Genomic DNA, 20,221 nt, shown 5'->3' with positions numbered 1-20,221 from the left:
TATGAAGCAAGCATTATTAGTGATCGATGCACAGCAAGATTTAATAGAGGGAAATGAGCAGGAGAAAAGTGTTTTTCAAAAGGAACTGCTAATAGAAAACATTAATCTTGTAATATCAAAAGCTTTGGATTCAGATGCTCAAATTATTTTTGTTAGAGACTTGGATATTGCAGAAGGTAAAGGGGCAGGGTTTGAAGTGCACCAAGCAATAGACATACCTACTGAAGTCACTTTTTTTAATAAAAAGGCAACTAATGCATTCTATGGTACTGGACTAAAAGAATACTTAGCGAAAGAGAATATTCAACATGTAGTCATTGCGGGATGTTCAACAGAGCATTGTATAGATACGGCTGTTAGAACTGCAACGGTAAATGGCTTGGACGTTACTTTAGTTGGCGATGGACATTCGACCGCTGACTCTCCTGTTCTTTCGGCAGAGCAAATTATTAAACATCATAATAAAACTCTACATGGACATTATAATGTAGACAATTTTTCTGTTGTAAGAAATGCAGAGGAAGATCTATTTACACCGACACACGATACTTATAGATAAAAAAAGTAGCTCTTCCCAAATAGGGAGGAGTTTTTGATAGGTAAGATAAGATATTTATGGGTAAGTTCCAAATCGGAAAAATAGGTTCTCAAAAGCTGTATCCTCGCTTTTCTTTTCTAAATTTAATAAAAGGGAAAGAAGAGTCTTCTGGAGAATGAGTAAATATCTAAAGATGTATATCTAATTAGGAGGATTGTTATGTTTAATGAGGTGAAAATAGAGCAATTAACATCTACCGAAGAACATATGGAAGAGCTGTCTGAGTTGCTAATACAAGTAGTTGAAGACGGTGCTTCCATTGGCTTTTTACCTCCACTAGAGTTAGCAAATGCAATGGGATATTGGGAGGATGTCTTGAGACCAGATGTACTGTTATTTGTGGCGAAGAGGAACAACCGTATAATAGGTAGTATTCAATTACATCTTTGTAGCAAGCAAAATGGCCAACACCGTGCCGAAATAGCTAAACTTATGACTCACCCACACTACAGACGAAGCGGTATAGGGCGTCAGTTAATGTTTAAGGCTGAAAATAGAGCTCTGAGAGAAGGAAGGACTTTATTGGTGCTGGATACAAGAGAAGGTGACCCATCAAACAAACTATATACATCACTTGATTATATCCAAGCGGGTAAAATTCCTGATTACGCTGAGTCAGCGGGAGGAGAATTCCACGCTACTGTGTTTTATTATAAAAAGATAAATGAATGAAAATACTGGAAGTGATTAAACAAATACCTAGCTATCCCTTGATTATCATTACATTATAGAAGGTAAAAGGTAACGCATGCTATGAAGTAGCATGCGTTTTTTTATACTCCTAATAAAACTTTAGGCTCACATAAAGTGAAAAAAATAAATAAAAATAGAGAAAAAGGGTATCTTTTTACCTGTTTTATAGGTCGTAAAACAACTTAAAATGACTATCTTTGTAGAAAAGTCAGAAGTTTCAGAGAATCTATTGAAACGAAATACAACGAAAGTATAATTATGGTTATCTTCTGTTACGAAATAATTATAAGTTAACTAGAAGTGGTATAAAAAATAATCTTATTACCTATAAGGAAGAGAGATGATAGTTATAAAGAATTATGTAAGAGCAATTTGAATCATGTAGTTAAGCGCTACTAGAAAGGAGTGCCAACTATGAAAAAAAGAGCAATAGGATTTATTTTAATATTTTCTGTATTACTTGGTTCCAGTACTATTTACGCTAGTGGCATTCCAGAGGCTAGCTTCTCAAAATGGTATGGACATGCTTTCAAGAAGGAAAGTGAGATTTTTAAAGAAGTTACCATTTCTGGTCTCAAAGAGATTGGGAGAGAAGTTAATAATTTCTTACAAGAAACGAAAGAGAATGTTACTAGTTCAATCACTTTCTTTGTAAATGAAGAAATAGATAAAACCAACTCTCGATTGGCAGAGCAAGAAAAATCAATACAAGAAGAATTGCAAGCAAGTGTTGTTGATCTGGAAAATGCAAACTTTGATAATTATCCTGATGAACAGAAAATGAAAGAAGAAATTAATGCAGAAGTAGAAGTTATTTTAGAAGACCTACTAAATGAATTGTAAGTATTGTATAAAACAAAAAATAGTATCTATAGAAAAGGAAGTCTATCAATGAAAAAAACAATAAAACGAAAAGTAGTAGCAGGAGCGGTTGCAGTAGCATTCTTATCAAGTACTGGGGTAGCTTTTGGGGCAACAGACGCTGGAGCTGGTATTAAAAGCTGGTATGATTCGCAATTTAGAAAAGCCACTACTGAGGTTGCTTTCGAGACAGCGAAGCATTCTATAAATAAGTTCGGAGAATTAAAGAGTGCTACTACAGGCTTGAAGCAAGAAGCCAGCACAGATATAAATTCTACGAGAGATATCGCTACTACTAATGCAACGGATGGGATTAAAGCAGAAAGTAAAAAATATATTGACTCCGTGAATGCTAAAAAAGTAGAAATACAAAATAATATAGATAGCCAATTTATGGAAATTGAAAAAGACGCTAATGCAGCTTTAAAAATTACAAGTCTTGGGGCAAAGAATTTGGCTGAATATGATTTGAAAAGTCATACAGGAAAAGAGGGCCAAGCAGCGTTAGCATATGTAAATAAAGAAATTGATAAAACTACAAATGCTGCAATAACGGATTTGGAAACAGAAATTCGTGCTACTAAATCCTATTTACAAGGTCTGCTAGATTCGAAGAGTGATGCAACAGTTGAGAAAATTAATAAAGCAGTAGACGATGAGATTACAAGGATAATTGGTTTGATTACTGCTAAAACAGAGCAATTAGTTGCAACTCATCAAGCAGCTATTAACAATAAAGCGGCAGAACTAGAGGTGGCTTCTAAATTGAAGTTAGAAGCGCGTGTAAAAGAGCTAATTAACGAAAAGTAAGCAGATTGACATAATCCTGTTAATTTATATATTCACAAAAAACTATAAAAACTAAAGGAGATATTAAAATGAAATTATTGAAATCAGTTAAAGGTAAAGTAATGGTAGGAACAATCGCAGTAACATTATTTGCAGGAGCAGGAGCAGCATTTGGAGCTTCAGATGCTGGAACTAAACTAGGTGGTTGGTTTACAGGGCAATTTAACCAATCAAAAGCTGATTTAAGTACTAATGTAAATGGCTATGTAGGAACAAAGGTAGCTGAGACATTGCCAAAATATAATGCGATGAAGGCTGGAACTACCACTACAATTGAGAATGAGCGTAAAACTTCAACTGCTACAGCGAATGCTAATATTGATAAAGACCTAAAAGAGCACAAAGATGCTTTAGAAAAGAAAAAAACAGAATTAGTAACTTACACTAACACAGAATTCAATAAAATTTTTGAAGCGGAAAAGAAAAAACTACATGATCTTGGTGTAGAGGCAGCAAGACAAGCGCAGGCTGATATGGACAAACACACATCAGAAAAGGGACAAGTAGCTTTAGCTACGTTAAATACGGAACTCCAAGCTACTACAGACAGAGCAATTGACGATTTAGAAGCGGCCATTGAAGCAGCTAAAACAAACTTACAGGGAAATTTGAATAGAAATGTAGAGGTTAAAACTGCTGATCTTAAGAAAATAGTAGATCAAGAGGTTAAAGACTTCCTTCTTTGGGCTCAAGGAATGGCTAACTTTTCAGCACAAGAGCAAACAGACTTAATTGAGGCAGCTGCAAAGAAATTTGAACAGGATGCTAAAGCTGATATGGCAGCACTAGTTGACGGGATTTGATAACAAACTATAGGAACCTCTTTCTCAAGAGGTTCTTATTCTTCAAAATGGAGGCATCAACATGGTGAGTAGAGTAGAGAAGTATAAGAAAAAGAGACGAATTAGAAAAAGTGTTTTAATAGTAGCGGCTCTATTTTTAGTTCTTACATTTGGAACAGGGCTAAATAAAGCTTTAGCGGATTTAGATGTACAAACGTTATTAACCAATTGGTTCAATGAGAAGCAAAATGAGTCTGTAAAAGACATTGAAGGTGCTGTCGCTTCTGAAACAGATCGACTGATGAGAGGACTTGGAGAAGATTTAGAGCAAGAAATGACTAAAGCTCAACAAGACTTAGTAAATTTCACCAAAACTCAAAAAGAGAGCCGTATTGCTGCATTGCAGTCATACGCACAAGATTTAAAATCTAGTTTGAAAATAGACAATTCGGAACAGGAAGCTGCTATCCTAGCAAATATCGACACAATCGTTGCTCAAGCCAAGGCTCAAATGGATGGTCAGGCATCGGAGTTAAAGTTGTTGCCAGTTCCAGTTATACCTCCAGGAGAAGCTTCTAGTCCAATTCAAACAACACCAGCACCAGGTAACGAAGGTAAAGAAAATTTACCGCAACCCACTCCTCCTGTTGTAACCCCTGAGAAGGACGGTACCGGTGAGGCTGCTATATCAGAAAAAACGGAACAGCCTAAAGCTGAAGTTAAGGCTATAGAGGCAGAGCTTGTGATTGTGGATGTTTATTCTATCACGGATTGGTTTGCAATGCCGAGTGTACAAAATGTTACAGTGGAAGAGGTGAAAATCCCAAATGGTGTGTTTTCGATAAATAGTACATTTTCCGATATATTAATGAATCCAAAGGCAGCAGATGCCATGAGAAGTATTCTTCGTGGAATTGAAAAGCATCCACATTTCGCTGAAATCCAATATAAGACAGCAGATGAAATGTCTCGTATTTGTCCTTCGCTATTTAATGAGACCATTTTATATATGCTAAACAAATCGCTTGTTCAAATACAAATATAATGAGATAGCGAGTACCAGGTTGATCAACAACTGAATTTGTTGATCAACCTGGTACTCATTTTATTTTGGAGTAAAAATAATTACTTTCAAAAATAAAATAATTGCTTTTAAGAGTAATTTAGTTTACCATATAAAGTAATCGAGGAGGGATGATATGGAAGAGATAAGATTGAATGTCGCTTTGCTTAGAAGAAAAGTGCCTAACTTGACGACAGCTGCTAAATCCATTGGGATTCGTCCTGCTACGGTTTCTAATTTATGTACAGGGAAGATTGATTTGGGGAAGGCGGAGGTTAAAACACTTGTTGGTTTAGCTTCATTGGCTAATTGCACGGTAGATGAATTGATCATACGGGGGGAGAAGAAACATATGATTGAGACACAAATTAAAGCATTGGACTTTTTTGCACCACTAGTAAAGGAAGGGACAATTGGAATAGTAGCTAGACCGGGGATGGGACAGCTAGTAATACTAGCAGAGCTAATGCATCGTTTTAAGGAAAGTAATCACACTTCTGTGTTTTTATTACCACAAAAAGAGCATAGTGAGCTAGAAGGGACAAAAGAGCTAGCGGATTATATAACTACTTCTGTTGATGACGCATATGAAAAACTTTCAGAATTAACAGGAGATATTATCTTTATCACAGATAGAAGCTATATTATCTCTGGAGAACTATTGGATTTACAGGAAAAAATTATTTCAGAGAATATAGATGGAATTACAACCATTTTAGTGGATTTATCAGGAGAAGTAGTAGATGAAGAGATGCCTTTTGGACCTTTGGAAACAGTGTGGCAGCTAGATGCAGATCTTGCAACTCGTCATATGTATCCTGCTCTACATCCTATCTATTCGACCTCATCCGTAATGGAGGGGACAGATGTTGACCAACGTCATTTTGGTTTAAGACAGCGTGCACAAAAGCTACTGAGACGCTATAGAGAATTACGTTCTATTGTCGCTGTGCATGGAATTCAAAAGCTTCCAGAAGGTGAACTAGCAACATATGAACGCGGAGAAAGGTTAGAGGCATATTTTACTCAGCCATTCTATGTTGCCGAAAAATTCACGGGTCCAGGAAAAGCTGTTTCAATAGAGCAAACTCTAAATGATGTCGAAGTGATTTTAGAAGGAAAACAAGATCAAGTAAGTGTGGAAGAGTTAAAGTTTGTTGGTAGTCTAAGTTAAATAAAAGCGGCAAAGATGTGAATGAAATAGTCATTCACATCTTTTTTTTGTGACAAAAAGGATGTGGCTTAATGATCAAAACACTTGAAGGGAAACTGATTGAGCCTTGACAAGCAGTCTGTTTAAGAACTACTTTTCAGGGAAAAACTTAAACTAAATTAGACTTTTCAAACTAAAAGGAGGACGCTATGACGACGCTAAAAAGTAATGCGCTTAATAAGGAAAATCAAAGGCATTTTTCTACCAAGAATATGTGGACGGGAATACTATTTGGATTAGGGGTAGTTGCCTTTATAGACGAAGTAATTTTCCATCAACTTTTACATTGGCATCACTTTTATGATAAATCTACCACAGACATTGGACTTGTCTCAGATGGCATATTTCACGCTTTTAGTTTCTTTGCTACCGTGGGCTCAGCTTTTCTTATGGCAGATCTTCATCGCCGCCAAGCATTTTGGCCAAAAAGATGGCTAGGAGGGATATTCTTGGGGGCAGGTGTTTTTCAACTGTATGATGGTACCATTCAACACAAGCTCATGGGCTTACATCAAATTCGATATAACGTGGATATTTTACCTTACGACTTAGTGTGGAATATAACGGCAGTTTTAATGATTGTAGTAGGTATAGTTCTGTTAAAGCAAACGAGTAAAAAAAAGTAGAGGTGAATAGTATTGCATGATCATCCTCATCAAACTAGTTTAGATTTTGCACAAATAATACTTGGGGCTCCTTTTGTACTTCTCCTGCTTTTATATTTAGTCGCTGTATATAAATCCAATAAAAGTAAAAAACGGTGGCCGATACGTCGAACATTGTTATTGATCACGGGAATTATTCTTGCTCTTCTATCAGTAGCAGGGCCACTTGCAGAGCGGGCGCATACGGACTTTGAAGTGCATATGATAGGACATTTGTTTTTAGGGATGCTATCCCCGTTATTGATAGCATTATCAGCACCAATGACACTGTTCCTAAGAACCCTACCTGTAAAGGCTTCAAGAAAAATAACTTGCTTACTGCGAACGAAATTTGTTCACTTTTTTCAAAATCCTATTGTTACCTCTATATTAAATATTGGTGGGCTTTGGTTATTATACACTACACGTTTATTTGAACTGATGCATGAAAATATATTGTTCCATATCGTCATTCATATACACATTTTCCTAGCTGGATATCTTTTTACAATTTCTATCCTTTATATTGACCCAACACCGCATAGAAAAAGCTATATTTACCGTTCTGTAGTCTTTATATTTGCTCTAGCTGGTCATGCAATCCTGTCCAAATTTATATATGCAAATCCTCCGGTTGGTATTTCCAAAGTAGAAGCGGAAATAGGAGGCATGATTATGTATTACGGTGGGGACGCTATTGAGATAGGATTAATTATCATTCTTTATTACCATTGGTTTAATCAAACTCGTCCTAAAGTTGAGATAATTAATCCTACACCTATAAATGGAAAAGAGGAGCTAATATGAAGGGGAATAACGCAAAATATACGGTTGTTGGAACTGATATTGAAGAAGTAAAGAGGAAAAACGCCAATTCTGGTTTATCCTACAATGAGTTAAATGAATTGATAGCAAAACAAGCGAAGGATCCTAAAACATATAGTCAAAAATCTACTTAAGTGAAAGGCTGTGGAATAGTTGTATTTCAAAACGTTTCTCATTAAGTTAATTATGACGACTGCTATCATTTGGATCGTACTTGGCGGGTATTATGGGGCTAATCTATTGGGTGTCTTCATTATAAGCATCGTTTTGACGGTTTTAGGTTTTATAGGAGATATATTCTTAATGCCTAGGCTAGGTAATATATTAGCGACAATAGGTGACTTTATACTTGCACTTGGGTTAGTTTGGTTAATGGGCATTTACTTATTCGACCCTTCTGTGCCAGTTGGCAGAGCTGCCTTTATAATTTCTCTTCTATTGATGGTCGGTGAGATGTATTTACATCAATACATTAAGCTGCATATTTGGGAGCCTAGAATAATGAATCCAAGAGACAAAGCAGGATATTACCAACGAACAGATACACAATTGGAATTTGCAAGAGCGTTTAGTAAAGAGGATTTTCAGAAAAAGTAAAAGAAAAACGTATATTTCATCCCTACTTGCCCATTCTAAAAAGGTAAGAGGGGAGGTAAAGAAAATGGCAAACAACAACCGTAATAACAATAATCGTAATAACAACAACAATAACAATCAAAACAACGAATTCGGTGATGAATTCAACTTCGAAAATTTAAATAATAATAACAATAATAACAACAACGACAGAAACAACCGTAACAACAATCGTAATAACAATAATAACAACAATAATAACAACAATAACAACAACAATAATAACGAAAATAACAATAACTTTTAATTAAGTTAACAAAAGCAACTTTACCCTTTTTGGTAAAGTTGCTTTTTGGTTTAAATAAAGCAGTTGGTGGTATCTTAAGGTTAGGTATTGGAGGAGGATTAAGGATGAATAACATAAAGGAATTAGAGATAAACAAATCGTATGTTACCTATATGTTTCCTTTCTCCTTTCATGAGAAACAGAGACAGAAATTGATGGAAACTTTAGAAAGACATCACTTTAGATTTTTTGAGCTTAATAATAAGGAACTCCAAACAGGCTACTATGGAGAAGGAGTAAAGATTCGTCATGAACGTCTCAGTCAATTTTTCTTGCCTTATATTGAAGATAAACTGTTTCCAAAAACAACAAAGAATAGAGGGTTTTTGAGATATTCCAAAGAAATTAACGAGAAATTTGTTTGGAAGCTAAGAGGACAAAAAAGTAATTTTGCTATTAATAGTGTAGATATTACTCTTTGTCCATTTGGTATTGGAGTTATTACAATCCGTACTTTAGGGGAAGATCAAGAAACTCTTTCAGACTTTTTGCATTTCCTTTCTCATTTTAGGGTTTTGGAGCCTAAGCTAGAGGAGGAAAAGGGAGTTAAAATATCTAACGATTCTTATGTTTTTGAAACAACTAATCAATTAGTATTGGATTATTTATGTCCATCTGTTAAGCCATTTATCATAAGAAACGAGCATTTAGAAGGGTATTACGGAAGTCTTCCATTTTTTGAAGATGCAAGAATGATGTCCTCCATCTTTTTAGTTGTTAAAAAGGACGAAGAAATTTTACAGGAGCATTTATATCGTGTGGCTCAGGTTGATGGAAGAGTAGAGGGTGAGCCATATATTTCAAGTACTAACTCCGATTATATAGAACGTTTTGTAAAAGAGCGTCTATATGATCGTTATGCGCCTAATACATATACTATTACTTCTGAGAACGTACAGGCGACAGTAACAAATAACGAAGAACAAACTTATAGAAAAGATATGGAAGAATTTATGGGGACTATGTATTACAATTTATTGCTGCATTATTACTATAAAATTATGCTATTAAAGCTATCGTTCGAGCATAGTGAGGTCAGCTGGTCTAAGGACAAAGATTATGTAAAGGAGCTTATTGAGCTTATTTCAAAATTCTATTCAAGATATTACTTTGGACAGGTTTCAGCCAGGCAGGAGGGGAAGGAACTTACCCATTTACTCAGAGAAACCTTTAACTTGAATCATCTTTTTATAGAAGTTAAGAAGACGCTAGATGATTTATACCGTGCTCAGGAAAATCAAACAAACAATCGTCATAATATGTTATTGTTCATGCTAACTATCTATACAACTATTTCCGGAATTTATGGTATGAACTTAGTAATAGAGGACTGGAAGGGATTCACGGATTGGTCTAAAGTACCTGGATATTCGTTCTTTGAATGGATTTCTCTTGTTACTGCATTAAGTGGAATTGGTTTAGCTATTGCTTTACTTGTGAGCACTGGTGGGAAAGGCATGTTAAATAAATATAGAAAATGGAAAAGAGACAGGCTAGGATAATCCCCAGATAAGGGGATTATTTTTTTGCTTATTTATATGAAACAATTATATATATCCCGTAATAATAGGCCTGTACTAAAGTTTGCAGAAAATAAGCTGAATAGGCACTTATTTAAATGAATGTTTTTCTTTTATTGATAAAGTAATAAATTGTAGGATAATAAAGGATATAAGAAAAGAAAATAAATGGGGTAAGATTGTGAATCAAGAAAAAACATCTAAGTCGATTGTGTTACCGTTAATTGTTTCGATTGTAGCTATTTCGTTTGCTGCAATTTTTGTTAAATGGTCAAGCGCACCTGCAACTATTTTAAGTATGTACCGAATGATTCTGGCGAGCTTATTGCTGTTGCCTGTTGTCTGGTTAAAGAGAAATGAATTTAAGAAAATTTCTAAAAGAGAATGGTATTTGTTGTTTTTCTCTGGAATGTTTCTTGCATTGCATTTTGCCCTTTGGTTCGGTTCTTTGAAGCTAACTACTGTGGCTAGCTCTACTATTATCCTAGCGCTACAACCAATTATCGCCCTAATCGGTGGAATGATTCTTTTTAAAGAAAGAACAACCTCTAGTGCGTTGCTGACTATGGGTATTGCAGTTATAGGAGCTGTAATGGTAGGTTGGGGAGATTTCGGACTTAGTAAAAGTGCCATACTAGGAGATATTCTTTCGTTTTTAAGTGTCATTGCAGTAGTAGGATATTTGCTGATTGGACAAAGTGCTGTAAAAAAAGTCTCTCATTGGATTTATAGCTTCTGCGTGTTTAGCTTTGCAGCCGTTGCATTAGTTTTCTATAATGTCATCACTTCGGTTACATTCACAGGTTATGATGCAAAGGAGTGGGGGATTTTTGTTTTATTGGCCGTTGTTCCTACTATTTCGCATTTGATAAATAATTGGCTGTTAAACTATGTCAATGCAACTACTATATCGATGAGCATTCTTGGGGAGCCTGTTGGAGCAACTATTTTAGCTGTAATTATTTTAGGTGAACGTATAGTTGCATGGCAGATAATTGGCGGGTTAATAGTATTGGTTGGCGTATTTTTCTTCCTCATGCAACAAATAAGTGGATATAAGAAAGTAAATAAAGCAAGGAAAGGTTGATCTTGTATGAACAAAGCGGCAATGCTAAAAATGACATTGTCTATGGCCATTTTTGGTTCTATCGGTTTCTTTACAGGGAAGACCGGTATACCAGCCATAGAATTAGTATTTGTACGCTGCATCTGTGCCACTCTTTTTCTCGGGGCGTTATGGGTAATTACTGGTCAGCATAAGACGGAGATATGGGAAAAGAAAGAGATAGTGCAAATTCTTTTATGTGGGATTTTCTTAGTTTTAAATTGGGTGTTTCTTTTCAAAGCATTTGAGGTGACATCTATCACGATTGCTATTACTATATATAATTTGGCTCCCATCTTTGTATTGCTACTAGGAACATTATTTTTAAAAGAGAGGATGACTTGGAACTCTCTTATAGCTGTCCTGATTTGCTTCCTTGGAAGCATGCTGATTGTAGGGATTAATACGGTCCAATCTATTTCCGATTTTCTTGGGTCGGGCTTCGTCTGGGCGCTTCTCTCTGCTTTTTGTTATGCTATGACGATGCTTCTAGGTAAGGGCGTTAATCAGTTAAGTGCCTATGCGATGACCTTTGTACAAACATCTATAGGTATACTAATCCTACTGCCTTTTCTGAATTTCACTTTATTTCAAGGATTAACGACAACCAACTGGCTATATATAATTGGCACTGGCCTGATACATACTGGATTTGTTTATTATTTATTTTTTGATAGCTTAAGAAAATTAACTACTGGTGTTATTTCAGCACTAGTCTTTATAGACCCTGTAGTGGCTATATTACTCGACACGCTAATCTTAGATTTCCGACCAACATTTCTACAGTCCCTAGGAATCCTACTAATTTTCGGAGGTATCATTTATACCTTAATAAAACCAAATAAGCAACAAGGACCAGAAGGAATAGAAGCTTAGTCAAACCTCGAGGTTAGTCTGTTTTTCTTCAAGCTGAACGACCTTTAAATAGAGTTAAACTTAATAAGTAATTGTTTTTCATTTATATATTATATATATTATTTGTTGATTGTAGCGACAGGTGGCGACTCCAGCGGGAGGAGGGAGACAGATAAGACATCCCATACGCGCGCGTTAGCGACGGGGATGGCTTATCGCTCCCCCCGCGGAAAGCGCCTGCCTAAAGCGGAAATCAATTCTACTTGCTCGAATCGACCAATCCATTTAACCTTTAATTCACTTTATTAGGAGAAACAAATCGGGGACTCGATCAGCTTCATTAAAAAAGGTGGCCATGTATAAGTCATGGCCATCTTTTTTTATTTATCCCTGTAAGCTACGTTTCCGGATGGGTATTAGTATAAGTGTAGTTATTATAATTAAACTCGCAATAACAACTGCGGAATAAAATAGTCCCCCGTAGCCATCCTGTGCAGCAACAGTGGTGACTTGATTGACGCTTGTTTGGATAACCTCTAAAAGTTCTTGGTCTTGTATCTGAGTTAAAGCCTGTGACATAGTTTCCTGGGAAATAATTTCCCCAGCAGATGTCACTTGAGCAGAAAGTGTCTGAAATTCCATCAGACCTGCTTCACTAATATTTGCCTCTCGTATATTATCCTGCAAGATTTTTGGGAAGTCATTTTGAAAAATGGTTGGTATTTGATTGAAACCTCTAGCGATAAATCCCGCGTAAATAGTCGGAGCAATGGTCATCCCAATTTGTCTGCTTAAGGAAAGAGTGGCTAATGCAGTTCCCTTATCAGATTCTAGCTTCTCCGTTGCCAATATATTCAGTGGGGCTCCAAGAATAATTCCCATCCCAAATCCTGCTACAGAGGATGCAATGATGAATTGCCATTTTGCTTCAATCCACATAGGGAACAGTAGAAAGCCAATTGCTGATATAATACCTGATAATAATACAGCGAAAATAGGACCTTTTTTATCGACAAACATACCACCCATTGCTGCCCCCATACCAGCTGCAAGGGCAAGAGGGGTCATCCAATATCCAGCGTTTTCTTGGGCAATGCCAAGTACTTGCTCTGAAAAGGCAGGGATAAAAATCATGCCCGCCAAAAGAGCTCCTGAGAACGCGCCTATTAATAGAGTTAATAAGTAAGAAGATTTTGATAGTAAACGTATTGGAAGAATGGGATCACCACCACGTTTTTCTAATCGACTTTCGTGGATTATAAGTATCAGTAAGAGAATAATACCTGCTAGAAAATAACCATAAACATTTAACTCTAGTATACTTTCAAAGAAGTTGACTCCTTCAATATTCGTCAATCCATACATAATACCTAGGATTGCCATTGAAAGTAATATAGTTCCGAGTAAGTCTAATTTTCCTCCGGTTGCATCCTTTGTTTCCTCTAGTTTTAAAAAGCCAAGTATGACAAGGGCGATTGCAATGGGAACATTAATGAGGAATAAAAAATGCCAACTTCCTGTAAGGTCTAATAACACGCTACCTAGGTTTGGTCCCAATACGGCAGCGATACCGTTCATTCCACCTAGCATTCCCAAGGCTTTTCCTTGTTTTTCAACGGGAAGTGTACTTAAAATGTGAGAGCTTCCGATAATAAAGATACCACCGCCACCTAAGGCTTGAATGAAACGTGCTATTAAATAAAAGGTAAAGTTAGGACTTAATGCAACTAATAAGGACCCAATACCGAAAATAGCAATTTCTACAATGAAAAGACGCTTTCGCCCATAACGGTCAGAAAGCTTACCTACAATTGGTACGCTAACCGCTAAACCAAGAGTATAAAGAGTTATTCCCCAAGCCCCCCAGTTTGGAGTAACATCAAAAGAACTGTTGATGGTTGTCAAAGCAGCACTGATTATCCCATTGTCGAGGGCAGCCATAAAAACTCCAATAGAAAACAACAAGATTGCCCAAGTTTGAGTATTATTTTTTTCTGCCATACCTTTAATCCCCCCTAGTTTAAAACTTGATAGTTCACTTTTTAAAATAACAAAATTATACACTAATTTACATATAATAGTAATAAGCAGAAGCTTAAAATATTTTGATACAGTTTAAAAGATGATATATTAAAATTAATGCTTTAAAGCTTTAAAAGGAGAAAACAAATGCCCATTTATCACTACACACAACCATTAGCAATTGATATTACCCCTAAATCTATAGTCTATAAAACAAATGGAGAAAAAGTATGCACTTTTCAACGGTATTATTCTAATAATTTGAAGAGATTGCTGGATAGAGCTATGGAATATCGATATTTCCTTCGTTACGATATATATGATTTAAATGACCAAATCATTTTCACATGTAAGAAAGTATCGAAAAAGGGAAGAGTTTATTATCAGGCTTATGACTATGAAACAAAAGAGCATTACACGATTACATACGACAAATGGAAGGAGCTAGTCGCAGACCTTTTAATAATAGGGAAGGACCTAAATATAGTGATTGATAAGGAACTAGAAGATTGGACACGCTATCTTTGGGAGGGTAAGGAAATTGCTAGATGGAGAGCAAAGCTTGAAGAGGAGTTCTTGATTGAGCTTGAAATATCCGATGACTCTCCTATTCAAAATCCAGCTTTTTTTATTGCGATTAGCCAATGTACTTTATATATTGGCGGTTGATTTATTAAACTTTGCAGAGCTCTTTTTTTGAGCAATTGCAAAGTTTTTTTGATGAGGATTTTACTAATACGAACATTTAGAAATTAAATTCTTTTACTTTTTCGATAAAATGGGATATTATATAAATGCATCGTGTACGATGTATTTATTGTTAGGAGAGTAGGACATGGGTAAAGAAAAACCCTCTAAATTAGAGCAACAGCTGTGTTTTGAGGTATACAAGGCCTCTAGTAATTTTGCTAAGTTATATGCTAAAACCCTAGAACCTTATCAATTAACGTTTCCTCAATATTTAGTATTATTGGCTTTATGGGAAGAGGATCATTTGCAGTCGAAGGATATTGGAAATCGTTTAGAGCTTGGGATTGGTACGTTGAATCCTATTATCAATCGAATGATGGAACGCGGATGGTTAGAAAAGAAACAATCCATGGAGGACAAACGAGCTTCTATTATCTCTTTAACGGAGAAGGCTAAAAATGCAGAAAAAGAAATTGAGCTATCTATTATAAAGAAAATTACAAGCTGTAATATCTTAGACGTGAATGCTATTACACTCATGTCTCAATTAAAAGAACTAAATGCTTTTTTATCAAAAATGGAGGAATGATGAAAATGAGTATTTATGACATTAAAGTACAAAAAGCAGATGGAACAGAATACGATTTAAGTGAGTACAAGGGCAAACCCATGCTAATTGTTAACACTGCAACGAAGTGTGGACTTAGTAACCAATTTGATAGCTTAGAAAGTCTCTATAAAAAGTACAAAGATGAAGGACTGGTTGTACTCGGTTTTCCTTCCAATCAATTTTTTCAAGAACCAGGAAATGGAGCCGATGCAGAACAGGCTTGTCGCATGAGCTATGGGGTGACCTTTCCAATGCACGAGATGGTGAAAGTAAATGGCAGTGAAGCTCATCCATTATTTGATTACTTAACGACAAACAGCAAAGGATTACTTTCCAAAAAAATAAAATGGAATTTTACAAAGTTTTTAATCGACAAAGATGGTAACATTGTTAAAAGATATGCGCCAACTGACAATCCAACCGAATTTGATGAAGACATAAAAAAATTATTAAATGAATAAACATAAAGGACCTAATCATAAAAGATTTAGGTCCTTTATGTTTAAGGATAAGGAGAAAAAGGAATAAAAGATAAAAAGAGTCGAAATGGGGAAATAATATGGAGAGATTAACGGTAAAGGAACAGACATTACTGGCCTATTATGTATGTAATTTTCTTGAAAAAGGATCTGAGATTAGCTTAGCAAAAGTATTAAAGGATGGATTGGGGGACCGTCTTTCCGTTGTGCAAGAGGAGCTTACAAAGAAAGGTCTATTAAGCAAAGAGGATAAAATGATTACAAATGAAGGAATATTGTATATCGACAATACACTACACATTCAATCATATGCTACTGAAAGAAATAAGCTTGCATACGTGAAGGATAGTTTACAAATCAACGAGATAGAGTTATCCGAGCCGGCTCTCAAGCAATATATCCACGAAAACATAGGTATCGAGCACCCATCTATCCATTAAGTATAATATACGTCTATCTCTGCGGAGTTAGACGTATTTTATATTATTATGGCAATTACTGACCAAAATGTTCAATATTGCTTGCACTTAAATTATTCCCATCAGGATCTTTAAAACCAAATCCTCCCAAGCCTTCCTCGTTAACATTCAGTGGACCAACCTCCACTTTATTTTTCTTTAGCCAATGATAAAAGTCTTTTAGCAGAGGCGTATAGAAATCAATTACGCTATGGACCACATTTGAGTGTGTATTAGTAAAAAACAAAGGTCTAACTTCCTTTGTTTCTACTAAATACATTGTAGGAACTCCTTTTGTATGAAAGGAAAGCATGGCGGCCTTGTCTCCTTTAGATTCAACATGAACTCCAAGAACAGACATATAAAAATCCATAGAGCGTTCTAAATTACTGACAGGAATTTCTACGGTGGCGATACGGGAGATAAAGTGAGACATTTGCAATAGACCTCCTATTTTAGATTTGCACGAGTATTATATTCTATTTCTACCCATACTTATCCTCTTTAATCTTGCATTTTTTGCAATAGTTTAATAAGTAAAATAATATTATAATTCCAGTTTTATGAAAAATACAAACAACCAAGAAAGGTCCAATGAGTTGTGGTGTCTAATCTGACTCAATCATCCCGCCGGAGTCGCCGCCTGCCATTACAATCAACAAAGAAGAGCTGTCTGTGTTTAATTGGTAAAAGTTGATTTGATAATTGAATGAATAAAAGAATCTATATGTTGTGAAAATTATCTTATAGTAGAATGGAAGTTTCTGTGGTAAGATTCTTTTGGTGAAAAAATGTATATGTAAAGAAGGAATAAAATTGGCGATTAGAAAGAAGAAGGATTTAGGAGAAAAGCTAAGCTTATTTCACTTAACTTGGCCGATCTTTTTAGAAGTATTTTTGTTTATGTTAATGGGTATAGCAGATACATTTATGCTTAGTGCTGTGTCTGATAATGCGGTTTCTGGTGTAGGAGCAGCCAATCAATATATCCATATTGCGATATTAATATTAGAGGTAGTAGGCAATGGTGCTGCTATCGTAGTCTCACAATATCTAGGATCCAGAAGATATGTGGAGGCATCTAAAATTTCAGGTTTAGCGGTAACTTTAAATTTAGGAGTAGGGATACTTTTAAGCATAGGATTTGTCATATTTTCAAAAAATATTATGGCTGCCATGAACCTAGATGGGGAGGTACTTGCTTTTGCTAATCAGTATTTAATGATTGTTGGTGGAGGGATTTTTCTTCAGGCACTTATTAATGCTTTAGCGGCCATTATTCGTGTACATGGTTATACAAAGCAAACTATGTTTGTATCGTTAGGGATGAATATCTTCCACGTAGTAGGTAATTATGCTTTAATCTTTGGTAAGTTTGGTTTTCCTGAGCTTGGAGTTCAGGGTGCAGCAATATCATCTGTTATAAGTCGGTTTATAGCACTAGTTGTTTTCTTTTGGCTATTATATCAAGTAATGGAATATCGTGTTCAAGTAAGTTATTACTTTACTATTTCGAAAGAATACATCAAGAAAATCCTCAAGATTGGACTCCCTTCTGCCTTTGAACAAATTTTATACCAAGGATGTCAAATTATCTTCTTGTATTATGCAACTTATTTAGGGACTGAGTCTTTGGCTGCAAGGCAGTATGCCGTTAATATATCTATGTTCACTTATTTATTTGCTGTCGCAATTGGTATGGGAACTGCGATTATTGTCGGGCGATTTGTGGGTGCAGATGAGAAAGAGGAAGCCTATAAATCAGTTTGGTATAGTGTAAAAAGAGCATTCATTTTTACGTTGGCAATGGTTGCCCTTGTAATCATATTCCGCTATCCACTAATGGGCTTATTTACGGATAATGAGCAAATTATTAAAATTGGAGCATCGGTTCTTGTATTAAGTATCATTCTCGAAACGGGTCGAACGTTAAATATCGTAATTATAAATTCATTGCGTGCAGCAGGAGACGCGACCTTCCCAGTAATCATGGGAGCCTTGTCTATGGTCATGATGAGTGTGCCGTTAGGATATTTATTTGTTTTTGTATTAGATTTAGGACTACCAGGTATTTGGTTGGCTATAGCAGCAGATGAGTGGCTTCGTGGTATTATCATGTTCTTTAGATGGAAAAGTAGAAAATGGGAAAAGTATGCACTTGTTCATAAAAAAAAGGATAACTCCGATTTGGAAAGCCAAACAGTTTAATTGTTTGGCTTTTTAGCCTTTTTATATAGTACAAATTCTATGGATTGGTAGAAAGGTTAAAGGTTTAGGTTTCCAAGCACTTATATCTATGCTTAAATTAAGACAACCAATATTTTGTAATGGTGGTGTGGTAAATGTATGAATCTTCTAAGCTTTCTTTAGTAAAAGCATTAACAGAAGGGATTCAAGAAGTAGTTTTTATTATGCGGGTCGAGGAAGAACAAAGATTCCTTTATGAGTTTGTTAACAATGCAGCGAATAGCATTATAGGGAAATATGCTGTCGGAAAAAGTTTTCGCGAAGTTTTACCTGAAGAGATTGCAGAAATCTTAGAAAATCATTTTGCCGAAGCCTATACCACTAAAAAGATTATTAAATTTGAGATCAGAGTTCCTCATTTTTCTCCTGAAAATGGATATGCGGAAACAACACTCACTCCAATATTAAATTCTAATAATGAATGTACCCATATTGTTGCAATTGCGAAAAATATTACGGAAGAGAAAAGCGTAAAGATAGAGTTTGAAGAAAATCTACAATTATTAGAAGAAACAAAATCTGAATACCGTTCATTATTTGACTATAACGGAGATGCTATATTTTCTTTAGACCTTGAAGGAGTTATTCAAGATGGTAATCCAATGATTCAAGCTGTGAGTGGTAGAACTGTAAAAGAATTAAAAGGTGAAAATTTCACAGAGCTGTTGGATTACAAATACAGAGAAAAGATTTCTGATGCATTTAGCCTGGCTTTTACAGGTGATTTAAAAAGCCATCGCATTCGCTTACTTCAACAAACAGGTGAAAAAATAAGCTGCTTAATCCATTTTGCACCGATTAAAAATAGAGAAGAAATATTAGGCATATTTGCAATCGTTAAAGACATGCGTGAAATAGACAAACTATTAGGTCAGTATATCCAAAGTGAAAAGAATTTCCGAATAATAGCTGAAAATGTACAGGATGTTGTCATTTTGATGAATCATGACAAAGAGTATCTGTATGTTTCTCCTTCCAGTAAAAAAGTCTTTGGATTTGATAATACAAAAATTAATAAAAAGGCACCGTTTTTTAATATTCATCCTGATTATGTTTCCTTACTAGAGCAGAAGTTTCAGCATTCAGTTTCAGAAGGAAGCTCTTTTACTATAGAGTTAAAGGGGATGCATGGGGAAAGAGGATGGATATGGACTGAAATTAATGGTAATCCAGTCTACGATGCTTTTCATAACTTTCGACATATGGTGCTAATAGCTCGTGATATTTCTTTGCAAAAAGAGAATGAAAGTCAGTTAGAATACTTTGCGTACCATGATTCTTTAACAAGCCTTCCCAACAGGCGATTCTTTAGGAATCAGTTATCTGAGGCGCTTGCTAAGATAAAAGCAGGATTAGAAGAGTTTGCGGTCGTCATGCTAGATATTGATAACTTTAAGTATATTAATGATACGTTTGGGCATGAGACAGGGGACGAAGTGATTCATGAATTTGCAAAACGTCTAAAATACTCCCTAGACGATTCAGACTTTGTTGCACGATTAGGGGGAGATGAGTTCATCATCTTGCTACCGAATATTAAGGAAATCCCACTAATTATAGAAAAGGTAAAACGAATTCAAAAAGCTATAAAAGAACCCTGGTTAATAGAAGGGTCACTCATTTCTATAACGAGTAGCATTGGTGTGGTACATATTAAAGAAGCTACTTTTACAGCTTCCTCTTTACTTAAAATGGTAGATGACGCAATGTACACAGCTAAAAAAGCAGGGAAAAATATGTATTATATTAACGAAAGTACTTCTTACTAAAAAACCATCGACAGCA

23 protein-coding genes are annotated in these 20,221 nt (G+C 35.5%); 21 read left to right on the top strand and 2 right to left on the bottom strand.

Going from position 1 to position 20,221, the window contains the following annotated elements; genetic code table 11:
* Position 1 precedes the first annotated feature (1 nt).
* The 15 genes from H9650_RS14890 to H9650_RS14820 all read left to right on the top strand — a co-directional run bounded on the left by H9650_RS14890 (position 2) and on the right by H9650_RS14820 (position 11,951).
* Positions 2–559: a cysteine hydrolase family protein gene (locus tag H9650_RS14890; RefSeq protein WP_191697547.1), complete on the top strand. Its 558-nt coding sequence runs from the start codon at positions 2–4 to the stop codon at positions 557–559.
* Positions 560–757: 198 nt separating this feature from the next.
* Positions 758–1,270 (top strand): GNAT family N-acetyltransferase, encoded by a 513-nt coding sequence (locus H9650_RS14885; RefSeq protein WP_144539229.1) that lies wholly within the window; start codon positions 758–760, stop codon positions 1,268–1,270.
* 435 nt (positions 1,271–1,705) lie between these two features.
* Positions 1,706–2,134 carry a hypothetical protein gene (locus H9650_RS14880; protein ID WP_144539231.1) on the top strand — a complete coding sequence of 143 codons (429 nt, stop codon included), beginning with the start codon at positions 1,706–1,708 and terminating at the stop codon, positions 2,132–2,134.
* Between the two features lie 48 nt (positions 2,135–2,182).
* Complete coding sequence (locus tag H9650_RS14875; protein ID WP_154312115.1) at positions 2,183–2,962, top strand: hypothetical protein; 780 nt, start codon at positions 2,183–2,185, stop codon at positions 2,960–2,962.
* A 68-nt stretch (positions 2,963–3,030) separates the two neighbouring features.
* Positions 3,031–3,804, top strand: coding sequence for a hypothetical protein (locus tag H9650_RS14870; RefSeq protein WP_154312116.1), 774 nt, complete (start codon positions 3,031–3,033; stop codon positions 3,802–3,804).
* 61 nt (positions 3,805–3,865) lie between these two features.
* Positions 3,866–4,828, top strand: a complete 963-nt coding sequence (locus tag H9650_RS14865; RefSeq protein WP_191697546.1) for a hypothetical protein — start codon at positions 3,866–3,868, stop codon at positions 4,826–4,828.
* A gap of 154 nt (positions 4,829–4,982) precedes the next feature.
* Positions 4,983–6,020, top strand: coding sequence for an ATP synthase beta subunit C-terminal domain-containing protein (locus H9650_RS14860; RefSeq protein WP_154312118.1), 1,038 nt, complete (start codon positions 4,983–4,985; stop codon positions 6,018–6,020).
* Between the two features lie 188 nt (positions 6,021–6,208).
* Entirely contained in the window at positions 6,209–6,685 is a 477-nt protein-coding gene (locus H9650_RS14855; protein ID WP_154312119.1) for a DUF2243 domain-containing protein, read from the top strand.
* A gap of 12 nt (positions 6,686–6,697) precedes the next feature.
* Positions 6,698–7,510, top strand: a complete 813-nt coding sequence (locus tag H9650_RS14850; protein ID WP_225216105.1) for a cytochrome c oxidase assembly protein — start codon at positions 6,698–6,700, stop codon at positions 7,508–7,510.
* Positions 7,507–7,662 (top strand): hypothetical protein, encoded by a 156-nt coding sequence (locus tag H9650_RS14845; RefSeq protein WP_186318199.1) that lies wholly within the window; start codon positions 7,507–7,509, stop codon positions 7,660–7,662. Before H9650_RS14850 ends, H9650_RS14845 begins: the two co-directional genes overlap by 4 nt.
* A 19-nt stretch (positions 7,663–7,681) precedes the next feature.
* A complete protein-coding gene (locus tag H9650_RS14840) occupies positions 7,682–8,125 on the top strand; it encodes a DUF2512 family protein (protein ID WP_154312121.1) in 444 nt (147 codons plus the stop codon).
* A gap of 64 nt (positions 8,126–8,189) precedes the next feature.
* Entirely contained in the window at positions 8,190–8,411 is a 222-nt protein-coding gene (locus tag H9650_RS14835; protein WP_154312122.1) for a hypothetical protein, read from the top strand.
* Positions 8,412–8,515: 104 nt separating this feature from the next.
* A complete protein-coding gene (locus H9650_RS14830) occupies positions 8,516–9,952 on the top strand; it encodes a magnesium transporter CorA family protein (RefSeq protein WP_154312123.1) in 1,437 nt (478 codons plus the stop codon).
* 199 nt (positions 9,953–10,151) lie between these two features.
* Positions 10,152–11,057: a DMT family transporter gene (locus H9650_RS14825; protein ID WP_144539256.1), complete on the top strand. Its 906-nt coding sequence runs from the start codon at positions 10,152–10,154 to the stop codon at positions 11,055–11,057.
* 6 nt (positions 11,058–11,063) lie between these two features.
* Positions 11,064–11,951 carry a DMT family transporter gene (locus H9650_RS14820; RefSeq protein ID WP_191697545.1) on the top strand — a complete coding sequence of 296 codons (888 nt, stop codon included), beginning with the start codon at positions 11,064–11,066 and terminating at the stop codon, positions 11,949–11,951.
* Positions 11,952–12,314: 363 nt separating this feature from the next.
* Here H9650_RS14820 and H9650_RS14815 read toward each other — a convergent pair whose 3' ends face one another.
* The gene (locus tag H9650_RS14815; RefSeq protein ID WP_191697544.1) at positions 12,315–13,931 is read right to left on the bottom strand and encodes an MFS transporter; all 1,617 of its coding nucleotides are present in this window, start codon (positions 13,929–13,931) and stop codon (positions 12,315–12,317) included.
* A 168-nt stretch (positions 13,932–14,099) separates the two neighbouring features.
* On the opposite strand from H9650_RS14815, the gene H9650_RS14810 reads away from it, so the two are divergent.
* The 4 genes from H9650_RS14810 (at position 14,100) to H9650_RS14795 (ending at position 16,171) form a co-directional block, all read left to right on the top strand.
* The gene (locus H9650_RS14810) at positions 14,100–14,621 is read left to right on the top strand and encodes a tubby C-terminal domain-like protein (protein ID WP_144539262.1); all 522 of its coding nucleotides are present in this window, start codon (positions 14,100–14,102) and stop codon (positions 14,619–14,621) included.
* Between the two features lie 166 nt (positions 14,622–14,787).
* Positions 14,788–15,231, top strand: coding sequence for a MarR family winged helix-turn-helix transcriptional regulator (locus tag H9650_RS14805; RefSeq protein ID WP_154312127.1), 444 nt, complete (start codon positions 14,788–14,790; stop codon positions 15,229–15,231).
* Positions 15,232–15,236: 5 nt separating this feature from the next.
* Positions 15,237–15,713: a glutathione peroxidase gene (locus H9650_RS14800; protein WP_144539266.1), complete on the top strand. Its 477-nt coding sequence runs from the start codon at positions 15,237–15,239 to the stop codon at positions 15,711–15,713.
* A gap of 98 nt (positions 15,714–15,811) precedes the next feature.
* Complete coding sequence (locus H9650_RS14795; RefSeq protein WP_154312128.1) at positions 15,812–16,171, top strand: hypothetical protein; 360 nt, start codon at positions 15,812–15,814, stop codon at positions 16,169–16,171.
* A gap of 55 nt (positions 16,172–16,226) precedes the next feature.
* Here H9650_RS14795 and H9650_RS14790 read toward each other — a convergent pair whose 3' ends face one another.
* Positions 16,227–16,625, bottom strand: a complete 399-nt coding sequence (locus H9650_RS14790) for a VOC family protein (RefSeq protein ID WP_144539270.1) — start codon at positions 16,623–16,625, stop codon at positions 16,227–16,229.
* A gap of 344 nt (positions 16,626–16,969) precedes the next feature.
* On the opposite strand from H9650_RS14790, the gene H9650_RS14785 reads away from it, so the two are divergent.
* Entirely contained in the window at positions 16,970–18,397 is a 1,428-nt protein-coding gene (locus H9650_RS14785; RefSeq protein WP_225216104.1) for an MATE family efflux transporter, read from the top strand.
* Between the two features lie 134 nt (positions 18,398–18,531).
* Complete coding sequence (locus H9650_RS14780) at positions 18,532–20,205, top strand: diguanylate cyclase domain-containing protein (protein WP_154312130.1); 1,674 nt, start codon at positions 18,532–18,534, stop codon at positions 20,203–20,205.
* Positions 20,206–20,221 lie beyond the last annotated feature (16 nt).

It is taken from the genome of Psychrobacillus faecigallinarum, assembly GCF_014836595.1.
Taxonomy (GTDB): domain Bacteria; phylum Bacillota; class Bacilli; order Bacillales_A; family Planococcaceae; genus Psychrobacillus; species Psychrobacillus faecigallinarum.
Note: the sequence above shows the minus strand (reverse complement) of the source record. Positions and strands in the feature narration are given on the sequence as shown.

Coding starts and splice junctions, on each gene's coding strand:
- H9650_RS14890 (WP_191697547.1), top strand. CDS start 2: ATGAAGCAAGCATTATTAGTGATCGATGCACAGCAAGATTTAATAGAG.
- H9650_RS14885 (WP_144539229.1), top strand. CDS start 758: ATGTTTAATGAGGTGAAAATAGAGCAATTAACATCTACCGAAGAACAT.
- H9650_RS14880 (WP_144539231.1), top strand. CDS start 1,706: ATGAAAAAAAGAGCAATAGGATTTATTTTAATATTTTCTGTATTACTT.
- H9650_RS14875 (WP_154312115.1), top strand. CDS start 2,183: ATGAAAAAAACAATAAAACGAAAAGTAGTAGCAGGAGCGGTTGCAGTA.
- H9650_RS14870 (WP_154312116.1), top strand. CDS start 3,031: ATGAAATTATTGAAATCAGTTAAAGGTAAAGTAATGGTAGGAACAATC.
- H9650_RS14865 (WP_191697546.1), top strand. CDS start 3,866: ATGGTGAGTAGAGTAGAGAAGTATAAGAAAAAGAGACGAATTAGAAAA.
- H9650_RS14860 (WP_154312118.1), top strand. CDS start 4,983: ATGGAAGAGATAAGATTGAATGTCGCTTTGCTTAGAAGAAAAGTGCCT.
- H9650_RS14855 (WP_154312119.1), top strand. CDS start 6,209: ATGACGACGCTAAAAAGTAATGCGCTTAATAAGGAAAATCAAAGGCAT.
- H9650_RS14845 (WP_186318199.1), top strand. CDS start 7,507: ATGAAGGGGAATAACGCAAAATATACGGTTGTTGGAACTGATATTGAA.
- H9650_RS14835 (WP_154312122.1), top strand. CDS start 8,190: ATGGCAAACAACAACCGTAATAACAATAATCGTAATAACAACAACAAT.
- H9650_RS14830 (WP_154312123.1), top strand. CDS start 8,516: ATGAATAACATAAAGGAATTAGAGATAAACAAATCGTATGTTACCTAT.
- H9650_RS14820 (WP_191697545.1), top strand. CDS start 11,064: ATGAACAAAGCGGCAATGCTAAAAATGACATTGTCTATGGCCATTTTT.
- H9650_RS14815 (WP_191697544.1), bottom strand. CDS start 13,931: ATGGCAGAAAAAAATAATACTCAAACTTGGGCAATCTTGTTGTTTTCT.
- H9650_RS14810 (WP_144539262.1), top strand. CDS start 14,100: ATGCCCATTTATCACTACACACAACCATTAGCAATTGATATTACCCCT.
- H9650_RS14805 (WP_154312127.1), top strand. CDS start 14,788: ATGGGTAAAGAAAAACCCTCTAAATTAGAGCAACAGCTGTGTTTTGAG.
- H9650_RS14800 (WP_144539266.1), top strand. CDS start 15,237: ATGAGTATTTATGACATTAAAGTACAAAAAGCAGATGGAACAGAATAC.
- H9650_RS14795 (WP_154312128.1), top strand. CDS start 15,812: ATGGAGAGATTAACGGTAAAGGAACAGACATTACTGGCCTATTATGTA.
- H9650_RS14790 (WP_144539270.1), bottom strand. CDS start 16,625: ATGTCTCACTTTATCTCCCGTATCGCCACCGTAGAAATTCCTGTCAGT.
- H9650_RS14780 (WP_154312130.1), top strand. CDS start 18,532: ATGTATGAATCTTCTAAGCTTTCTTTAGTAAAAGCATTAACAGAAGGG.